Annotated in this window: 14 protein-coding genes; all 14 read right to left on the minus strand. The window is 41.1% G+C overall.

Annotated elements, in window-relative coordinates:
* Complete coding sequence (gene nusA / locus ACIQYG_RS15595; protein WP_048684764.1) at positions 1-1,131, minus strand: transcription termination factor NusA; 1,131 nt, start codon at positions 1,129-1,131, stop codon at positions 1-3.
* Positions 1,132-1,174: 43 nt separating this feature from the next.
* On the minus strand, positions 1,175-1,648 hold the full coding sequence (gene rimP, locus ACIQYG_RS15600) for a ribosome maturation factor RimP (RefSeq protein WP_063231836.1): 474 nt from the start codon (positions 1,646-1,648) through the stop codon (positions 1,175-1,177).
* A gap of 193 nt (positions 1,649-1,841) precedes the next feature.
* A complete protein-coding gene (locus ACIQYG_RS15605) occupies positions 1,842-6,164 on the minus strand; it encodes a PolC-type DNA polymerase III (protein WP_402839452.1) in 4,323 nt (1,440 codons plus the stop codon).
* A gap of 165 nt (positions 6,165-6,329) precedes the next feature.
* On the minus strand, positions 6,330-8,030 hold the full coding sequence (locus tag ACIQYG_RS15610; protein ID WP_402839454.1) for a proline--tRNA ligase: 1,701 nt from the start codon (positions 8,028-8,030) through the stop codon (positions 6,330-6,332).
* A gap of 267 nt (positions 8,031-8,297) precedes the next feature.
* Positions 8,298-9,566 (minus strand): RIP metalloprotease RseP, encoded by a 1,269-nt coding sequence (rseP, locus tag ACIQYG_RS15615; RefSeq protein ID WP_034313629.1) that lies wholly within the window; start codon positions 9,564-9,566, stop codon positions 8,298-8,300.
* A gap of 7 nt (positions 9,567-9,573) precedes the next feature.
* A complete protein-coding gene (gene dxr, locus ACIQYG_RS15620; protein ID WP_402839457.1) occupies positions 9,574-10,734 on the minus strand; it encodes a 1-deoxy-D-xylulose-5-phosphate reductoisomerase in 1,161 nt (386 codons plus the stop codon).
* A 43-nt stretch (positions 10,735-10,777) separates the two neighbouring features.
* Positions 10,778-11,575 (minus strand): phosphatidate cytidylyltransferase, encoded by a 798-nt coding sequence (locus ACIQYG_RS15625; RefSeq protein ID WP_402839459.1) that lies wholly within the window; start codon positions 11,573-11,575, stop codon positions 10,778-10,780.
* 25 nt (positions 11,576-11,600) lie between these two features.
* Positions 11,601-12,374: an undecaprenyl pyrophosphate synthase gene (locus ACIQYG_RS15630; RefSeq protein WP_402839461.1), complete on the minus strand. Its 774-nt coding sequence runs from the start codon at positions 12,372-12,374 to the stop codon at positions 11,601-11,603.
* 399 nt (positions 12,375-12,773) lie between these two features.
* The gene (gene frr, locus ACIQYG_RS15635; RefSeq protein WP_252280415.1) at positions 12,774-13,331 is read right to left on the minus strand and encodes a ribosome recycling factor; all 558 of its coding nucleotides are present in this window, start codon (positions 13,329-13,331) and stop codon (positions 12,774-12,776) included.
* Positions 13,332-13,334: 3 nt separating this feature from the next.
* Complete coding sequence (gene pyrH / locus ACIQYG_RS15640) at positions 13,335-14,057, minus strand: UMP kinase (protein ID WP_034313639.1); 723 nt, start codon at positions 14,055-14,057, stop codon at positions 13,335-13,337.
* 125 nt (positions 14,058-14,182) lie between these two features.
* Complete coding sequence (gene tsf / locus ACIQYG_RS15645; protein WP_402839464.1) at positions 14,183-15,067, minus strand: translation elongation factor Ts; 885 nt, start codon at positions 15,065-15,067, stop codon at positions 14,183-14,185.
* A 308-nt stretch (positions 15,068-15,375) separates the two neighbouring features.
* Complete coding sequence (rpsB, locus tag ACIQYG_RS15650; protein WP_034313644.1) at positions 15,376-16,089, minus strand: 30S ribosomal protein S2; 714 nt, start codon at positions 16,087-16,089, stop codon at positions 15,376-15,378.
* Between the two features lie 154 nt (positions 16,090-16,243).
* Positions 16,244-16,873: a DUF6115 domain-containing protein gene (locus tag ACIQYG_RS15655; RefSeq protein WP_402839467.1), complete on the minus strand. Its 630-nt coding sequence runs from the start codon at positions 16,871-16,873 to the stop codon at positions 16,244-16,246.
* A 262-nt stretch (positions 16,874-17,135) separates the two neighbouring features.
* Entirely contained in the window at positions 17,136-17,900 is a 765-nt protein-coding gene (locus ACIQYG_RS15660; protein ID WP_402839469.1) for a FliA/WhiG family RNA polymerase sigma factor, read from the minus strand.
* Between the last annotated feature and the right edge of the window lie 46 nt (positions 17,901-17,946).

The following is a 17,946-nucleotide window of genomic DNA, read 5'->3' on the forward strand; positions in this document are numbered from 1 at the left end:
TTACTCGTTATCCTCTTCGAAATCTGTTTCCTCTTCAGTAACATAACTATCTCTGCTCAAAAGGAATTCCTGTTCTTCCACAGGATATATACCAGCTTCGCGGGCTTCCGTTTCACTCTTGATATCAATTTTCCAGCCTGTAAGCTTGGCAGCTAACCGGGCATTTTGTCCACGCTTGCCAATTGCCAGGGAGAGTTGATAATCCGGAACGATTACAGTCGTGGCCTTTTCCTCTTCTTTAACAATGACCTCAAGTACTTTTGAAGGGCTTAAAGCATTCGCAACGAAAATGACCGGATTCTCCGACCATTTGACGATATCGATCTTTTCACCTTTCAATTCGTTGACGATGGCCTGAACACGCTGGCCTTTTTGGCCTACACAGGAACCGACAGGATCGACTTCTTCGTTATCGGAGTGCACGGAGATTTTTGAACGGTCGCCTGCTTCGCGGGCAACTGACTTAATCTCTACCGTTCCATCGAAAATTTCAGGCACTTCGATTTCGAATAGACGTTTTAAAAGGCCAGGATGTGAACGGGATACAAAAATTTGCGGGCCCTTGGAAGTCTTTTCAACTTTAGTGATGAAAACTTTAATGCGGTCATGAGGTTTATACTGTTCATTCGGCATTTGCTCATTCACCGGGAGCAAAGCCTCGATTTTACCTAGGCTCACATAAATGAATCGGGAGTCCTGTCGTTGAACGATACCAGTCATGATATCCTCTTCACGATCGATGAATTCGGCATAAATGATGCCCCGTTCCGCTTCACGCACCCTTTGAGTGACGACTTGTTTTGCTGTTTGTGCAGCAATACGGCCGAAATCCTTAGGTGTTACTTCCATTTCGACAACATCCTCTAACTGATAGTTGGGATCAATTGCTCTTGCTTCTTCAACAGAAATTTCCAGACGTGAATCGAACACTTCGTCAACAACGTCTTTTCTGGCAAATACACGCATTGTTCCTTTACCAAGATTCAAGTCGATACGTACATTTTGTGCTTGGTTAAAGTTACGGCGATATGCCGATATAAGGGCAGATTCAATCGCGTCGATCAAAACCTCCCTGGAAATTCCTTTTTCGTTTTCTAAAATATAGAGAGCATCCAATAACTCATTGCCCATGGTGATCCCCCTTACGGATATTTAAATTAATGATTTGCTTGAATTAAGAGAAGGTAATCGCCAATCTTGCTTTGGCTACCTTTTCGAATGGTATGACGATCGTTTTCTTTCTTGTCTTGATTCTGACTTCGAGTGTCACTTCTTCACCATCGAAACTGGTTAAGATTCCTTCGAATTCTTTTTCATCTAAAATGGGCTCGTATGTTTTTATGTAAACATTTTTACCGATAGCATTAAGGAAATCCTTCTCTTTTTTCAGAGGCCTTTCAGCTCCGGGTGATGAAACTTCGAGAAAATAATTTTGTGGAATCGGATCAACCTCATCAAGCTTTTCACTGAGTTTTTCACTCACATTTCCGCAATCATCAATATCTACGCCTGTTTCTTTATCAATGTACACTCGAAGGAACCAGCTTTTACCTTCCTTCACATACTCCACTTCGACTAATTCAAGCTGCAATTCCTCAAGAATTGGTAATGCTAATTCCTCTACGACTTCCGTTACCTTTTTACTCATTTGTTTCCTCCATACGTGCGTTGTATGCGCTTGGTTTCGGATTCAAAATTAAATGGTCAATACAACACGAAAGAGTGGGTTTCCCCACTCTTGCCATTGGTTCCTCTTAGTATTTCCAATAAAAATATACCATAATCAAGATATTTATGCAAATATCATGTCTGTTTCTTCCTTTTTGAAATCCGTTTCCTCTTTAAAATAAAGATAACTGATTTTGTTCAGGCAATGACTCCAGACAGCCTTGTTTATCAAGGTATTCAAGGATGGTCTTCGAAACCTTACCCCGTTGTTGAAGGTCTTCTTTGGAGAGGAATTCACCATTTTCCCGCGCGTTGACGATATTGATCGCCGCATTCGTTCCAAGACCTGGTATCGAATTGAAAGGTGGAATCAAAGTGTTCCCTTCAATTAAGAATTGATCTGCACTGGATTTGTACAAGTCGACTTTAGCGAATGAAAATCCTCGTTCACACATTTCCAAAGCTAGTTCAAGAACCGTCAATGTATTCTTTTCCTTTGTGGATGCATCCAATCCCTTTACCATGATTTCTTCCATTTTTGCTTTGATCGCTTGCGACCCCCGTGTCATGGCGTTGATTTCAAAATCATCGGCACGTACTGTGAAATAGGCTGCATAATATAATAAGGGCAGATGCACTTTAAAATAGGCAATCCGGACAGCCATTAAGACGTAAGCTGCAGCATGGGCTTTCGGGAACATGTATTTAATCTTCTTACAAGAATCGATATACCATTCCGGCACCTCATTTTTCCTCATTTCCTCTTCGAATTCCTCCGAGAGCCCTTTCCCTTTACGTACAGATTCCATGATTTTAAACGCTAGGGAAGGATCGAGACCTTGATAGATCAGATAGACCATAATATCATCCCGGCAGCCTATAACCTCACTTAGTGTACAAATCCGGTTGTGGATCAGTTCCTGTGCATTGCTCAGCCATACATCCGTACCGTGGGAAAGGCCTGAAATCTGAACAAGCTCGGAAAAAGTCGTAGGTTTCGTATCTTCAAGCATCTGCCGGACAAAACGCGTACCAAATTCCGGGATGCCAAGCGTACCCGTTTTACACATGATCTGTTCTTCGGTAACTCCTAAAGATTCAGTACTGCTGAATATTTTCATTACTTCCGGATCATCGGTAGGAACGGTCTTTGGATCGATGCCACTTAAATCTTGAAGCATCCGGATCACAGTCGGATCATCGTGTCCAAGTATATCAAGTTTCAAAATATTATCGTGAATGGAATGGAAATCAAAGTGAGTTGTTTTCCACTCAGAATTCCGGTCATCCGCAGGAAACTGAATTGGTGTGAAATCATAGATATCCATATAATCCGGAACAACGATGATTCCGCCCGGGTGCTGTCCAGTCGTCCTTTTCACACCAGTACAACCGGCAACAAGGCGATCAGTCTCGGCTCCTCGCATATGGATGTTATTATCAGAGGAATACCCTTTTACATATCCATAAGCCGTTTTTTCAGCGACCGTACCAATCGTTCCGGCACGATATACATATTCTTCACCGAATAAGACCTTCGTATAGTTATGGGCCTTCGGCTGATATTCACCGGAGAAGTTCAAGTCAATATCCGGAACCTTATCCCCTTTAAATCCAAGGAAAGTTTCAAACGGGATATCATGCCCGTCTTTTGTATAAGCGATGCCGCAATCGGGACAGTCTTTATCGGGCAGGTCAAACCCGGAACCTACAGAACCGTCATTGAAGAATTCGGATTTCTTGCATTCAGGACATACATAATGCGGCGGCAGAGGGTTCACTTCTGTAATTTCAGTCATGGTGGCAACGAAAGATGATCCAACAGATCCCCTTGAGCCAACTAGATAACCATCATTCAATGATTTTTTAACAAGTTTGTGAGAAATCAAATAAATAACGGCAAAACCGTGGCCGATGATGCTTTTCAATTCTTTCTCAAGACGGGCTTCCACGATTTCCGGCAGGTTTTCTCCATAAATCTTCCTTGCCATGCCATAACTCATTTCACGCATCTCTTCATCTGCACCTTCAATTTTAGGTGTGTATAACTCATCCTTGATAGGCTTTATATCTTCAATCATATCCGCGATTTTATTCGTGTTGGTCACCACGACCTCTTTGGCCTTCTCAGAACCTAGGAAAGAGAATTCCCGAAGCATTTCATCCGTTGTCCGAAAATGTACGTCAGGTAGCTTATGACGATTGAGCGGATTAGCGCCGCCTTGTGAATTCACAAGGATTTTACGGTAAATTTTATCATTCGGATCCAAATAGTGCACATTTCCCGTGGCAACGACTGGCTTATCCAATTTTTCACCAAGCTTGACGATATTGGAGATGATCGTTTCTAATGATTTATCATCCCGTACATATTCAAGCTCGATTAAATGCTGATACACTTCCTTCGGATGGATTTCCAGATAATCGTAGAACTCGGCGATATCGACGACTTCCTCAAAACCCTTCTGCATCATCCCTTCAAAAACTTCGCCTTTATCGCATCCCGATCCGACAAGGATTCCTTCACGATACTTTTTAAGTTGTGAGCGCGGTAATCGCGGAACACGATAGAAATAATCGATGTGTGAAATTGAAATTAATTTAAAAAGGTTTTTTAAGCCAGCCTGTGTTTGCGCGATCAGCGTACAATGGGACGGCCGGGAACGCTGATAAGCATTTCCTTTACCCATATTGTCATTAAGTTGATCATGATGGGTAATCTCCTTTTCCATTGCATCCTTCAGCATCTTCAGCATAAGGTAACCTGTAGCTTCGGCATCATAAATGGCCCTATGATGCTGGGTCAAATCAATATCGAACTTCTTACATAGTGTATTTAAACGGTGATTTTTAAACTCCGGATATAAGAAACGGGCAAGTTCCAATGTATCAAGAACAGGATTGGAAGCTTTAGGATAACCCAAGTTTTTATAACCTATATTCAAAAACCCCATATCGAAGGCTGCGTTGTGGGCAACCAGGATCGCATCGCCCGCCCAGTCCTTGAACTTTTCTAGCACTTCCGAGACCTCTGGAGCATTTTCTACGAGATCATCAGTGATTCCAGTCAATTCTATCGTCGTATTGGATAGTGGGTGATGCGGATTAGCAAATGACTCGAATCGATCAATGATGTCACCGTCACGAATTTTCACTGCCGCAAATTCAATGATCGTATCATAAACGGCAGACAGACCTGTCGTCTCTACGTCAAAAACAACATAGGTGGCATCTGCCAAAGTGATATGTGCCTCATTATAAACGATGGGTACACCATCATCCACAAGATTCACTTCGACGCCATAGAGGATTTTAATACCATTCTTTTTCCCGGCACTATAAGCTTCAGGGAATGATTGTGCTCCCGCATGATCTGTAATGGCCACAGCCTTATGCCCCCACTTTGCAGCCTGGGCAACAAGCGCTGAAGTAGGCGTCACTGCATCCATCTGGCTCATTGGGGTGTGCAAATGCAGTTCTACACGCTTTTCTCCTTCTGGGGCCTTATCCTGCCGTCCTTGTTTAGAAATCTCATTTATATCATTTGCGATCATTACAAGGTCACGTACGAATGTATCATTTTGGATGCTGCCTTGGGCACGTACCCACATCCCTTTTTTCACTCGGGCAAGTATGGCGGCATCTTCTTTATCACGCGAAAACATTTTGACCAATATCGAGCTCGTGTAATCCGTGACTTTAAATGTCAACAGGCTTCGTCCGCTCCGTAACTCACGCACTTCTGCATCAAATACGAAGCCTTCGATAGCAATCCTGCGCTCTTCATCGATAATTTGTTCTATTCTGCGGAAATCGGCATCTTCTTTAATCGTATAGCCAATTTTAACCGGTCCTTCGTAGACGCCATCGTCGCCGCCTTTATCCGATTCTTTCTTCTGCATTTCCACTAGCGCAGCAAGTCCCTTTTCCGTGTCTTCCTTTTGTTTCTCTTCTAAAAACTTTTGGTAATCTGGATTCGAAACCGTTTCCTTCACTTCCGCTTCAAGTGTCAACGGAGGAAAACCGAATGTTTGGTAGATATTAGAAATGATGCCAGAGTATTTTCGTTTTAACTGACCAGCCTCCGTATCATTTCGGGCGCTTACGATAAGCTTATATCCATTTACCGTTGGCACTTGTTCATTCAGTAGCGACAACAGTGCTGGAGACATGCCTTCAAGCTCGCCAATGCAGTTTTTCCAATACTCTTTTACCAATTGTTCGGTCACTTGCGGATTGGCCACATTCAAGTTGAATGTGACCTTTGCAATATGGGAAAACGTACTTGCTAGATGAGTAGCAAGTCTTGTATGAACACTGCAAGGAATTAAAGCAGGTATATTAAAGGCAAAATGCCAAGTTTTGGACTCCCTCTCGATTGAGAGTTTATCAATTTCGGCACCAATGAAATAATTCACAAAGGCATCCTCGGTCAAGTCCATTTGCTGGAGCAAGAGTTGAAATCTCTCTCTACCGCTATTTGGATTTTGATCCATTCCCTCTCTCCCCTATCTACTATCTCTTTAGATATTATTCACTATCATTTTCGTTTTGATATCAGAGGCTATTATAACATATCATGAATGTTTCACTAGTATCCAAATCCATGAAAAGGAAAGGCATCATCCTATTGAATGATGCCTAGTTCCCCCATTTTTAAATTATCCCAGTATTTCGTGAAGCTTTTGAGTTAGTTCAGCTCTTTCGAGTTCAAGAACCTCACCCGTTTTACGGATTTTCACTTCGACAATTCCGTCGGATGCCTTTTTACCAACAGTCACCCTGACAGGAAGACCGATCAAGTCAGAGTCTGCGAATTTTACACCCGCACGTTCTTGACGATCATCCATTAGAACTTCCATGCCTTGTGCCTTTAAATCATTATATAAATCTTCTGCCAGGGCAGCCTGAGCCCCATCTTTCATATTGATTGGAATCAAATGGACTTGGTATGGCGCTAAATTCGCTGGCCAGACCAATCCTTTTTCATCGTTGAATTGTTCAGCAACAGCTGCAAGTGTACGGGAAACCCCAATACCATAACATCCCATGATCATAGGCTGCGACCGTCCATTCTCATCTAGGAATGTCGCATTCATAGCTTCGGAATATTTAGTTCCCAGTTTGAATACGTGGCCTACCTCAATCCCTTTGGCAAATTTGATTTTTCCGTTTCCGTCCGGTGATGGATCACCCTCTTTGATGAAACGAAGATCTATATAATTGGCCACATTAAAATCACGAGCGGGATTTACGTTCACATAATGGTGGTCTTCCTCATTTGCACCACAAACTCCATTAACCATGACTTCGACGGCAACATCCGCAATCACTTCCACTTCAGAAGTGACTTTTATTGGTCCAAGTGATCCAATTGTACACCCTAAGACTTCCTTCGTCTCATTTGGATCGACCAAATCAACAATTGAAGCGTTATAGAAATTCTTCAGCTTGATATCATTGACTTCATGATCTCCTCGTACCAAAACTAGCACATACTTTTCATCCACTTTAAACAATAATGATTTTATTAGTTTCGCTGCATCAGTATTCAAGAATGATGCAACTTCTTCAATCGATTTTTGACCTGGTGTATGAATTTTTTCAAGTGCAATTTGTTCTTCGCTGCTTTTTTCATATTTTACACTGACAGGTGCCATTTCAATATTGGCTGCATAATCGGAAGTATCCGAATATGCGATGGTATCCTCCCCTATTTCAGACAGGACCATGAATTCATGTGTATCCTTACCACCCATTGCCCCAGAATCGGCAATGACAGCACGGAAGTTCAACCCACAACGGCTAAATATATTCGAATATGCCGCGTATAAATTTTTATAAACAGCATCCAGGCTTTCTTGATTAGCATGGAAAGAATAAGCATCCTTCATGATGAACTCCCGTCCACGCAACAATCCGAAACGCGGTCTTTTTTCATCACGGAATTTGGTTTGGATTTGGTAAACCGTCAACGGGAGACGCTTATAGGATTTCACTTCATCGCGAACTAAGCTGGTTATCACTTCTTCATGTGTGGCACCAAGCGCAAATTCACGGTTGTTGCGATCCTTAAGCCGCATCAACTCTGGACCATAGGTATACCAGCGTCCAGATTCCTGCCAGAATTCGGCTTGTTGTAAAGCCGGCATCAACAATTCTACCGCACCAGCATTTTCCATCTCTTCCCGAACGATCGCCTCAACCTTTTGAAGCACCTTTTTTCCAAGCGGCATAAAACTATAAACCCCGCTGGAGTTTTGTCTCATAAATCCTGCACGTAATAGCAGCTGATGACTTTTGATTTCAGCATCTGCAGGCACTTCCCTCAATGTAGGGATTAACGTCATACTTTGTTTCATATCTGCACCTCTTCAATATTTCCTTTAAATTACTTGCAGCTACGGTAAATTTGACACCGCAACATTAATACGGTCATTTCATACAAAAAAGACTTTCCGCGTTATTCAGAAAAGCTAATTTAATATACTCATTCTCGATTATACTTACGATTTCCCTAGAAAACAAACAATTTCCCCAAAACGGTTAAAAAACTAGGAAATCCCTTTGGATATGAAAACGGCCAACAGATAATTCTGCTGGCCTGTTTTTGCATTATCCAAACATATTTACAGGAAGAATCGCTGGATATCATTCCAGGTAACGACAATCATCAATAACATCAGCAAAGCAAAGCCGATGAAGTGGACCATTCCTTCTTTTTGACGATCAATCGGTTTCCCTCTTAAGAATTCGACCACAAAGAATAACAGTCTTCCTCCATCCAATGCCGGTAGCGGAAGCAGGTTCATGATTCCCAGGTTTATGCTGAGCAGCCCTGCCCATTTCATTAACGTGAATAAACCTTGTTTCGCCACTTCCTCAGTTGATTTATATATTCCTACAGGACCAGATAAACTGTCGATCGTAAACCCACCCGTTACGAGGTCACCAAGGATGATGAAGATTTGTTTTGTCCAAAAATAAGTTTCTGTAAAACCATATTGGATAGCTTTAATCGGTGCTTTTTCAACCGGCGGGTATACACCGATAATCCCGATTTTCTTGCCTTCCCTTTCCACTTCTTGTGGAACAACCGGTACTTCTAATGTTTTTCCGTCCCTGTCAACGACGAACTCGATTTCTTGCCCAGGGTTCTTTTGAATGCTTTCCTGAACATCTCCCCAAGTGGAGACTTCCGTCCCTTCTATGGATTGAATGACATCCCCCGATTTTAAACCGGCATTAACAGCCGAACCATCTGGAGTCAACTCACCAAGTTTCGCTTCATCCACCACGACTCCTTGAAACAGGCCGATCAACACAAAAATGACAAAAGCCAAAACGAAATTCATTGCCGGACCAGCTACAATCGTCAGAAAACGATGCCCAAGCGACTTTGAGGCAAATTGCCGGTCAAAAGGAGCAATCTGGTTCTCTACACCATTTTCAACGATCACAGCTTCTTTATGAATGGCAAACGTTTTTAGCGTATCTTCCTCGCCCTCTTCATAACCAGTAAGGATCAGTTTATGATCCAGGTCTATCACTTCAACTTCCACAAGACGAATATCAGGATATTTATCTTTATTATTCAAAATGATCTTTGTAACATTCTCATCATTATCAAACATTAATCCCACCCGATAGCCGGGTTTCAACTCTATATTCTCTGCGTCTTCACCAGCCATACGCACATAACCGCCAAGAGGAAGCAATCGGATGGTATAAACGGTTTCCTTCTTTTTATATGTGAATACTTTTGGCCCGAAACCGATTGCGAACTCACGGCATAAAATTCCTGCTCGCTTTGCAAACACTAAGTGCCCAAGCTCATGGAAAAATACTAGAGCTCCAAAAATGATGATGAACGCTATGATCGTTTCTAAAGTCTGCATGTTCCGGTCACCTATCTTTCACTAAAGATTCTATATACTGCCTTGTCATAATATCGACTTCCTGAATTGTTTCTAAATCTGGAAGGGCTATGACGGAATGCTGATTCAGCGCTTTTTCAATTAACGTTTCTATTTCAAGGAAGGTTACCTTTCCATATAAGAATGCAGAGACTGCGGCTTCATTGGCAGCATTCAACACAGTAGTCATCGTTCCGCCCATTTTACCTGCTTTATAAGCGAATTGCAAACAAGGATATCTAGTGAAATCCATATCCCTAAAATGCAGTTTGCCTGCTTCAGCAAGGTTAAGTCGTTTGCGACCTGCTAGCGGAATGCGGTCTGGATAAGTAAGTGCATATTGTATCGGCACCCGCATATCCGGTGTCCCCAGTTGTGCTATCACGCTGGAGTCATGAAACTCAACCATGGAATGGATGATGCTCTCCTTATGTAGCAATACATCAATTTTATCGTAGGGAAGATCGAATAGCCAGTGGGCCTCAATGACTTCCAATCCTTTATTCATCATTGATGCTGAATCGATCGTGATTTTAGCTCCCATTGACCAGTTTGGATGGTTCAGTGCCTCTTCCACCGTTACATCCTTCAATTCTTCCCTGGTCCGTTCTCGAAAACTGCCTCCTGAAGCAGTAATGACAAGACGTTCTATATTTTTTTCCTTTTCACCTTGCAATGCCTGAAAAATAGCGGAATGCTCACTGTCAACCGGCAACAATCTGACCCCCGCTTTTTTTGCTTCACTTATGACTAAATGTCCTGCCGTCACCAAAGTCTCCTTGTTGGCGATAGCAATATCTTTTTTAGCCTTTATTGCTTGAAGTGTCGGATAAAGACCCACGCTTCCGATGACGGCATTGACCAATATCGTCGCCTGATCATAAACAGCAACAGCAGTCAACCCCTCATCTCCATACATGAACTCGATATCTTTACGGCTGGAGAATTCACTTTTCAAAACATGATAATCCTCTTCCGTCTGGACTGAAACCAGTTTCGGTTCAAACTCTTGTATATAAGTCCTGACCAATTCTATATTCTTTCCAGCAGAAAGCGCCACGATCTTGAATTGATCTGGATGGGACCTAACTACATCCGCTGTTTGTTGACCAATCGATCCTGTCGCGCCCAAAAGGCTGATATTTTTCAAATTGTTCATCTCCTAATTCATATAACGCTTGCCTATATTTATATTATAAAACATGCAATAAATGCAAAATCGGTAAAATGAATATCACACTATCAAGCCTGTCCAAAATTCCACCATGTCCAGGGAGAAGCTTCCCTGAATCCTTAACGCCATAATGACGTTTATACGCCGATTGGACGAGATCACCCAATTGGCCGAATACCCCAATGATTAATGAAATCAATAATAATTGTAATAACGTGTAAACAAGGCTGGAGAAGACGTAAAACAGAACACCCACTACCATCGCGGAAATTAACCCGCCGATGAATCCCTCCACGGTCTTGTTTGGACTTATTTCTGGCCACAGCTTTCTTTTACCAAGTGATTTACCAATGAAGTAGGCTCCGGAATCGGTTGCCCAGATCGTAAATAGGGTAAGCAGGATATAGATCAGCCCCAACCCCAAAGAGTCACGTGTTTCAAATAGGTAGTAGAAACCTATCCCCAAGTATAGGATTGAAATCACTAGAAAGCCTGCGTCATCAAAGGTAAAACGGTTTTTTGAAACGACTGTATAAAGTAACAGCAGCAAAACCCCGATTAAGAAGACTTGAACTTTATCGTAATTTATTTCTGCCAAAAAAGCGGTATGCTCATTAGGCAATAAAAGCACCCACAATAATATGTGAGAAAGAAATGCTTCAAAAGATAGTACACGTAACTTTTTCATTTTCATCAGTTCATACAAACCAATTGAAGCTAACAGATAAACCGTCAGTAAAAAGGGAGTGCCCCCTAAAATGACTAGTGGAATGAAGATAGCGGCAACTACGACCGCCGTAATAATTCGTTGTTTCATTATTCCATTTTCCTCGCCTTCTACATTAAACGCCACCGAATCTTCGTGAACGCTTTTGATACTCCTCAACTGCCTGCAATAAATGCTCTTCACTAAAATCCGGCCATAGCACTTCAGTAAACCACAGCTCCGTATAAGCCGACTGCCAAAGCATGAAATTACTTAAACGGATTTCACCGCTTGTACGGATCAGTAAATCAGGATCCGCCAAATGTTTGGTCATCAGGTAATTGGATAGCATTTCCTCAGTTACATTTTCCTTTATTATACCATTCTTAGCATCTTGAATGATGCTATTCACTGCAGATACAATCTCCCCACGGCTTCCATAGTTCAGGGCAAAATTCAGAATCATCCCATCATTGTCTTTCGTGTCTTCCATTGCCCGTTTAACGGCACTTTGAGTATGTGACGGAATGAGTGACAAGTCCCCAATCGTTTCAACTCTTACATTTTCGGAAATGAGCTCGGGTAAAAATGTCCCAAGAAATTCCTGGGGAAGCTTCATCAAAAAGTCGACTTCACTTTTCGGACGTTTCCAATTTTCAGTGGAGAACGCATAGACCGTCAAAGTTTTGACCCCTAATTTATTGGCAACTTTCGTAATTCTACGAACGGTTTTCATTCCTTCATGATGACCCGCCACACGTGGCAATGCACGCTTTTTGGCCCAACGGCCGTTCCCATCCATAATGATGGCGATATGCTGAGGAACATCAAACTGTTTAATATGCTGAATCCTATTTGTTACATCGGAAGAAGCATCTTTTTTAACGAAACGCTTCCAAAGTGAATACATATGTTAGTCCCCCATCAGGTTGTACTTATCTCTCTACAAAGGCAAAGTTTTTCGTGCACTATGTATATCAAGCTTTCTGCCGCTTAAAAAGAATCTATATTATAATATCAAAAAAAAACTGGTTCTCATATTATTATTATGAAATTTATTTCTTCATTAGAAGCTTAAAAGAGTGAAATCATTACTTCTTTTTTTCTAAAACCGGTTATGACTGCCATGAAAAATGCAAAAAAGGACCACCTCCAACGTTTGCATGCAACATACTAACTCAAGGAGTAATCATTATCGGAGAAACCTTATTATAACAGTTTTCTCCTTTAAGCACACCTATATGTTAGCACCAAGACATGACCCAGTATGGATTCGGCCCTCTTTATATAATCAATTCTTCATTGGAAATTATACTTCCAAAATTTCTTTTTCTTTATCTTTTGTAATTTCATCGATTTTCGTGATATTGCCATCTGTCATCTTTTGGATGTCATCAGCATAGCCACGTAAATCATCTTCAGTTATTTCACCATTTTTTTCAAGCTTTTTCAAATCATCATTAGCATCGCGACGCACATTACGGACAGCTATTTTCGCCTCTTCCGCTTCTTTTTTCACAACTTTCACAAGCTCTTTTCTGCGCTCTTCAGTTAACGCCGGGATGGCTATCCTGATGACCGATCCATCATTTGAAGGATTTAAGCCTAAGTCTGATTTCAAAATCGCCTTTTCGATTTCACCCAATACCGTTTTATCATATGGTTGAATGACTAATAGCCTAGCTTCAGGGACAGAAATACCAGCCACCTGATTTACTGGTGTCGGCGAACCATAATAATCAATCGAGATTCTATCAAGCAATGAGGCATTTGCTCTTCCGGCACGGATGCTTGCTAATTCACGTGTGTACGCTCCAATGGCTTTTTCCATTTTCGTTTTCGCATTCGAAATAACTTGTTTCGGCATCTTTTATTTCCCCCTTACAATAGTTCCAAGCGTTTCGCCTAAAACGGCCCGTTTAATATTACCTTTTTCCATGATTGAGAAGACGATCAATGGAATATCATTGTCCATGCATAGTGAGGACGCAGTTGAATCCATTACTTCTAACCCTTCTTTGATCACATCAAGATAGGAAAGTTTATCATACTTCACTGCATTTTTGTCTTTAACCGGATCTGCATTGTATACGCCATCCACATTATTCTTCGCCATCAAGATAACATCAGCTTCAATTTCTGCAGCACGCAGGGCGGCAGTGGTATCCGTTGAGAAGTATGGATTACCTGTACCAGCTGCAAAAATCACCACTCTCTTTTTCTCAAGATGCCTGATTGCACGGCGTCTAATGTATGGTTCTGCGACTTGTCTCATCTCAATGGAAGTTTGAACGCGTGTTTCAATTCCAAGCTGATCAAGGCTGTCTTGTAATGCCAATGAGTTCATGACTGTAGCCAGCATACCCATATAATCGGCATTAGCACGATCCATGCCCATTTCACTGCCTATTTTCCCGCGCCAAATGTTTCCGCCTCCGACAACGACAGCCACTTCCACATCAAGCTCTGCCACTTCCTTGACTTGTTCAGCAATGGATTTAATTACTGCAGGATTAATTCCAAATCCTTCTTCACCGGCTAATGCTTCACCACTTAGTTTTAGAACGACACGTTTATATTTAGCGTTACTCATGAGAACCTCCAACTATGTAATCTTTTCATTCGTTCATCATGCTTTCTTGCAATACTGCCAAAAATTCATGACATTTCAAAAAATAGGGAACACAAGAGTGTTCCCCATTATTAACTATCTGACAATTAGTCTTTTTTAACTTGGTTCATTACTTCTTCAGCAAAGTTTTCTTGACGTTTTTCAAGACCTTCCCCTACTTCATAACGAACGAATGATTGGATTTTTCCGCCTTTTGATTCAACGAATTGTCCCACTTTTTGATCAGGGTTCTTAACGAAAGCTTGTTCGTTAACACAGATTTCTTCGTAGAATTTATTGATGCGTCCTTCAACCATTTTCGCAACGATTTTTTCAGGTTTTCCTTCATTAAGAGCTTGCTGCGTAAGAACTTCGCGTTCGCGTTCTAATTCGCTAGCATCCACTTGGTCGCGAGAGATATATTTAGGGTTAATTGCAGCAATATGCATTGAAACGCCTTTAGCTGCCTCTTCGTCAGTTGTACCTTCAAGAACTGATAGTACGCTGATGCGTCCACCCATGTGAAGGTATGCACCAAATGCGTCGTTATCTGTTTTAGAAACGACTTGGAAACGGCGAAGAGTTAATTTTTCCCCGATTTTAGCAACAGCAGCATTGATATGGTCTGCAACTTTTGCTCCATTTTCCATTGTTTGCTCAAGAGCAGCTTCAACGCTTTCAGGTTTGTTGGCAAGAAGGAACCCAGCCAATTCTTTAACAAGAATTTGGAAGCCTTCGTTTTTAGCGACGAAATCAGTTTCAGAGTTCACTTCAAGAATAACCGCTTGGTTTCCTTCAACAACGATTGAAGTTAAACCTTCAGCAGCAATACGGTCGCCTTTATTAGCAGCTTTCGCAATTCCTTTTTCACGTAGGAAATCGATTGCCTTTTCCATATCGCCTTCTGTTTGTACAAGTGCCTTTTTACAGTCCATCATACCGGCACCAGTTTTTTCACGCAATTCTTTAACTAATTGTGCAGTGATTGCCATAATATATATCCTCCTCAAATTAAATGCAGTTTATTCAATCTTTACCCATTATTGCCAAAAAATACTTGTTACCTTCAAAGAAAATGACGAGCCTTGACAATATTTCTGATAAACATCCACTTTTTCAGTCAATATGACGGAACTAAATCAGCTGATGATTTTCATCCCTTAAAAATCGCCCATACCTTTTTAAAAAGACATTCCGTACAGTGATTTTATGTATGTTTATTTAGTGCAAAAAAAAGGGATAAAAGGCATTATCCTCTTATCACCTTTTTTCTTACTGAATAAGCAACCTTTTTTACTTATTAAGCAGTAGTTGTTTCAGTTGCTGTTTCTTCGCCTTGTTTAGCTTCTAAGATAGCATCTGCCATTTTACCTGTTAATAATTTAACAGCACGGATTGCATCGTCATTCGCAGGAATAACTACATCGATTTCATCCGGATCACAGTTTGTATCAACGATACCAACAAGTGGAATGTGTAATTTGTGTGCTTCCGCAACAGCGATACGCTCTTTGCGTGGGTCGATAACGAAGATCGCATCTGGAAGAGTCTTCATATCTTTAATACCGCCTAAGAATTTCTCTAAGCGATCCCATTCTTTTTTAAGTTGGATAACTTCTTTTTTAGGAAGTACTTCGAAAGTTCCGTTTTCTTCCATTTTTTCGATATCTTTAAGACGAGCGATACGTTTTTGGATTGTTTCAAAGTTTGTTAAAGTTCCACCTAACCAACGTTGGTTTACATAGTACATACCAGAACGGATAGCTTCTTCTTTAACAGATTCTTGAGCTTGTTTTTTAGTTCCGACGAAAAGAACAGTACCACCGTTAGCAGCTAGTTCTTTCACGAAGTTATAAGCTTCTTCAACCTTTTTAACTGTTTTTTGAAGGTCGATGATGTAGATGCCGTTACGCTCAGTGAAGATATATTTCTTCATTTTCGGGTTCCAGCGACGTGTTTGGTGTCCGAAATGCACACCAGCTTCAAGCAATTGTTTCATAGAAATGACTGACATTTTAGTTCCTCCTAAATGGTTTTGTTTTTCCTCCGCACCGATCATTTTCATACAGAAACTGTCGTAACAGCACCATCTGCAAGAATCACGGGGCGTGTGTATTAACACCATTTCATAATATATCATAATGACTCTGCACAATCAAGAGATAAGTTTATCTATTCATGCGAAACTTTAGTAATAGCTCTACCTCCGTTTGACCGCGACCTAACCTTTTGGCGATTTCCTCTACTGAAAGTCCTTGATCCGCTAACATATCCACTTTTTCATTTAATGACCGTTCATTTAACGAAGCCTGCAGCATGTCCGAAAATTCCATGCCAGCCGGCTTCCCCTGATTTTGAGGGGAAGTGGCAGCCGATGCAAGCTCCAATTTGTCCTCGACTTTTACGGGTAAAGCATTTGCCTCATTTTCTTCAGGCATTATTTTATAAGCGTTAATCGCCTGCTTTTTAGCCGCGGCACGGCTTCCCACTTTATACTCTAGCAGAATGTTTTGTTCTTGTTTTTCTTCCTTTGTTTCTTTGATTGAACCATTTTCTTGTCCTTTTTGTCCATGCTCTGGATTCATTGCCACCGAATTGGTGATTGCCTTTACCAATGTCTCGTTGTCTTCTTTCATCTCCATTAAATAACCAGACAAAAGTTGTTCCATTTCTCCAATGATGGCTTTTTGGTCTTTTTCCAACTTACTTAAACGATTTTGACGAAGATATAAAACGATGATGGCGAAAATGGTGAACATGTTCAATACAAACAACAGAAATATAAAAAATGCTGACATGTTGCCTCCTAATTAACGGGAATAGTCAATCCTATTACCTTTATACGGATGGGGATCTTTTTTCACTGTTGTTTTTTTCTTGGTTACTTTCTCTATTCTCTTCTTGACAAAGTACAGTTCGAACATTCTGTGATTTCGAAACATTTACGGATGTGGGTATCCGTAAGAATTCTTTCAAGTTGATTTATAGGTGCTTTCTTCGTTCAATTGGGATCTTTATGCTTTCCAGACCCCGCAGCCCTCTTCAATGAAAATATCATGATTAAATCTTTTGATCTTGCATCGTGTTTCTTAATTTATAAATCGCTTTCGAGTGAATTTGGGATATCCGGGACGTAGATAGGCTCATCACTTGTCCGATTTCGGTTAAGGTCAGTTCTTCTTTATAAAAAAGCTGTAAAACCAATTGTTCCTTTTCATTTAGGGTTTCTATGACTTTAGCTAATTCCTCATACAGTTCTTCCCTTAACACATGTTCCTCAGGTAAATCCGCCTTTTCATCTTTAATATGAAAATTCGCGCTTTCTTTATCATCCTCTTGGGGATTTTCATCCATTGATAGTACATTGGCAAAGAAATTCTCATTTAATGCAGCATATACTTCATCTTCCGGTATATTCAATTCAGCGGCAATCTCATTTGGCGAAAGGTTCCTCATGTATCGCTGCTCCAGCCTCTCTATTGCAGATTCAATTTTCTTGGCTTTATCTCTTGCACTCCGTGGAAGCCAATCCTCTTTTCTTAATCCATCTAAAATGGCACCACGAATTCTAAATGATGCATATGTGTCAAACTTGAGGTCACGCTTCGTATCAAAACGTTCCAGGGCATCGAATAACCCCATCATTCCTAAACTCCTTATATCATCCCGGCTCACATTTTTAGGAAGACTTACTGAAATACGTTGAACATGGTACGATACGAGAGGTATGTATTTCTTTACCAAAATGTCCCCGGCTTGCGGATCTCTGCAATCCACCCAATTTTTCCAACATAACTGCTCTTCTTCGATGGTCAGATGAGACATTGGACATCCTCCTAACATTGTTATACGATTTGTGATCAAAACGGCC

The sequence above is a fragment of the Peribacillus sp. NPDC096622 genome (assembly GCF_044762665.1).
GTDB lineage: Bacteria > Bacillota > Bacilli > Bacillales > DSM-1321 > Peribacillus > Peribacillus frigoritolerans_B.

Coding starts and splice junctions, on each gene's coding strand:
- ACIQYG_RS15625 (WP_402839459.1), bottom strand. CDS start 11,575: ATGAAACAACGAATTATTACGGCGGTCGTAGTTGCCGCTATCTTCATT.
- tsf (WP_402839464.1), bottom strand. CDS start 15,067: ATGGCAATCACTGCACAATTAGTTAAAGAATTGCGTGAAAAAACTGGT.
- nusA (WP_048684764.1), bottom strand. CDS start 1,131: ATGGGCAATGAGTTATTGGATGCTCTCTATATTTTAGAAAACGAAAAA.
- ACIQYG_RS15630 (WP_402839461.1), bottom strand. CDS start 12,374: ATGTATTCACTTTGGAAGCGTTTCGTTAAAAAAGATGCTTCTTCCGAT.
- rpsB (WP_034313644.1), bottom strand. CDS start 16,089: ATGTCAGTCATTTCTATGAAACAATTGCTTGAAGCTGGTGTGCATTTC.
- pyrH (WP_034313639.1), bottom strand. CDS start 14,057: ATGAGTAACGCTAAATATAAACGTGTCGTTCTAAAACTAAGTGGTGAA.
- ACIQYG_RS15610 (WP_402839454.1), bottom strand. CDS start 8,030: ATGAAACAAAGTATGACGTTAATCCCTACATTGAGGGAAGTGCCTGCA.
- ACIQYG_RS15660 (WP_402839469.1), bottom strand. CDS start 17,900: ATGTCTCATCTGACCATCGAAGAAGAGCAGTTATGTTGGAAAAATTGG.
- rseP (WP_034313629.1), bottom strand. CDS start 9,566: ATGCAGACTTTAGAAACGATCATAGCGTTCATCATCATTTTTGGAGCT.
- ACIQYG_RS15655 (WP_402839467.1), bottom strand. CDS start 16,873: ATGTCAGCATTTTTTATATTTCTGTTGTTTGTATTGAACATGTTCACC.
- rimP (WP_063231836.1), bottom strand. CDS start 1,648: ATGAGTAAAAAGGTAACGGAAGTCGTAGAGGAATTAGCATTACCAATT.
- ACIQYG_RS15605 (WP_402839452.1), bottom strand. CDS start 6,164: ATGGATCAAAATCCAAATAGCGGTAGAGAGAGATTTCAACTCTTGCTC.
- frr (WP_252280415.1), bottom strand. CDS start 13,331: ATGCCGAAACAAGTTATTTCGAATGCGAAAACGAAAATGGAAAAAGCC.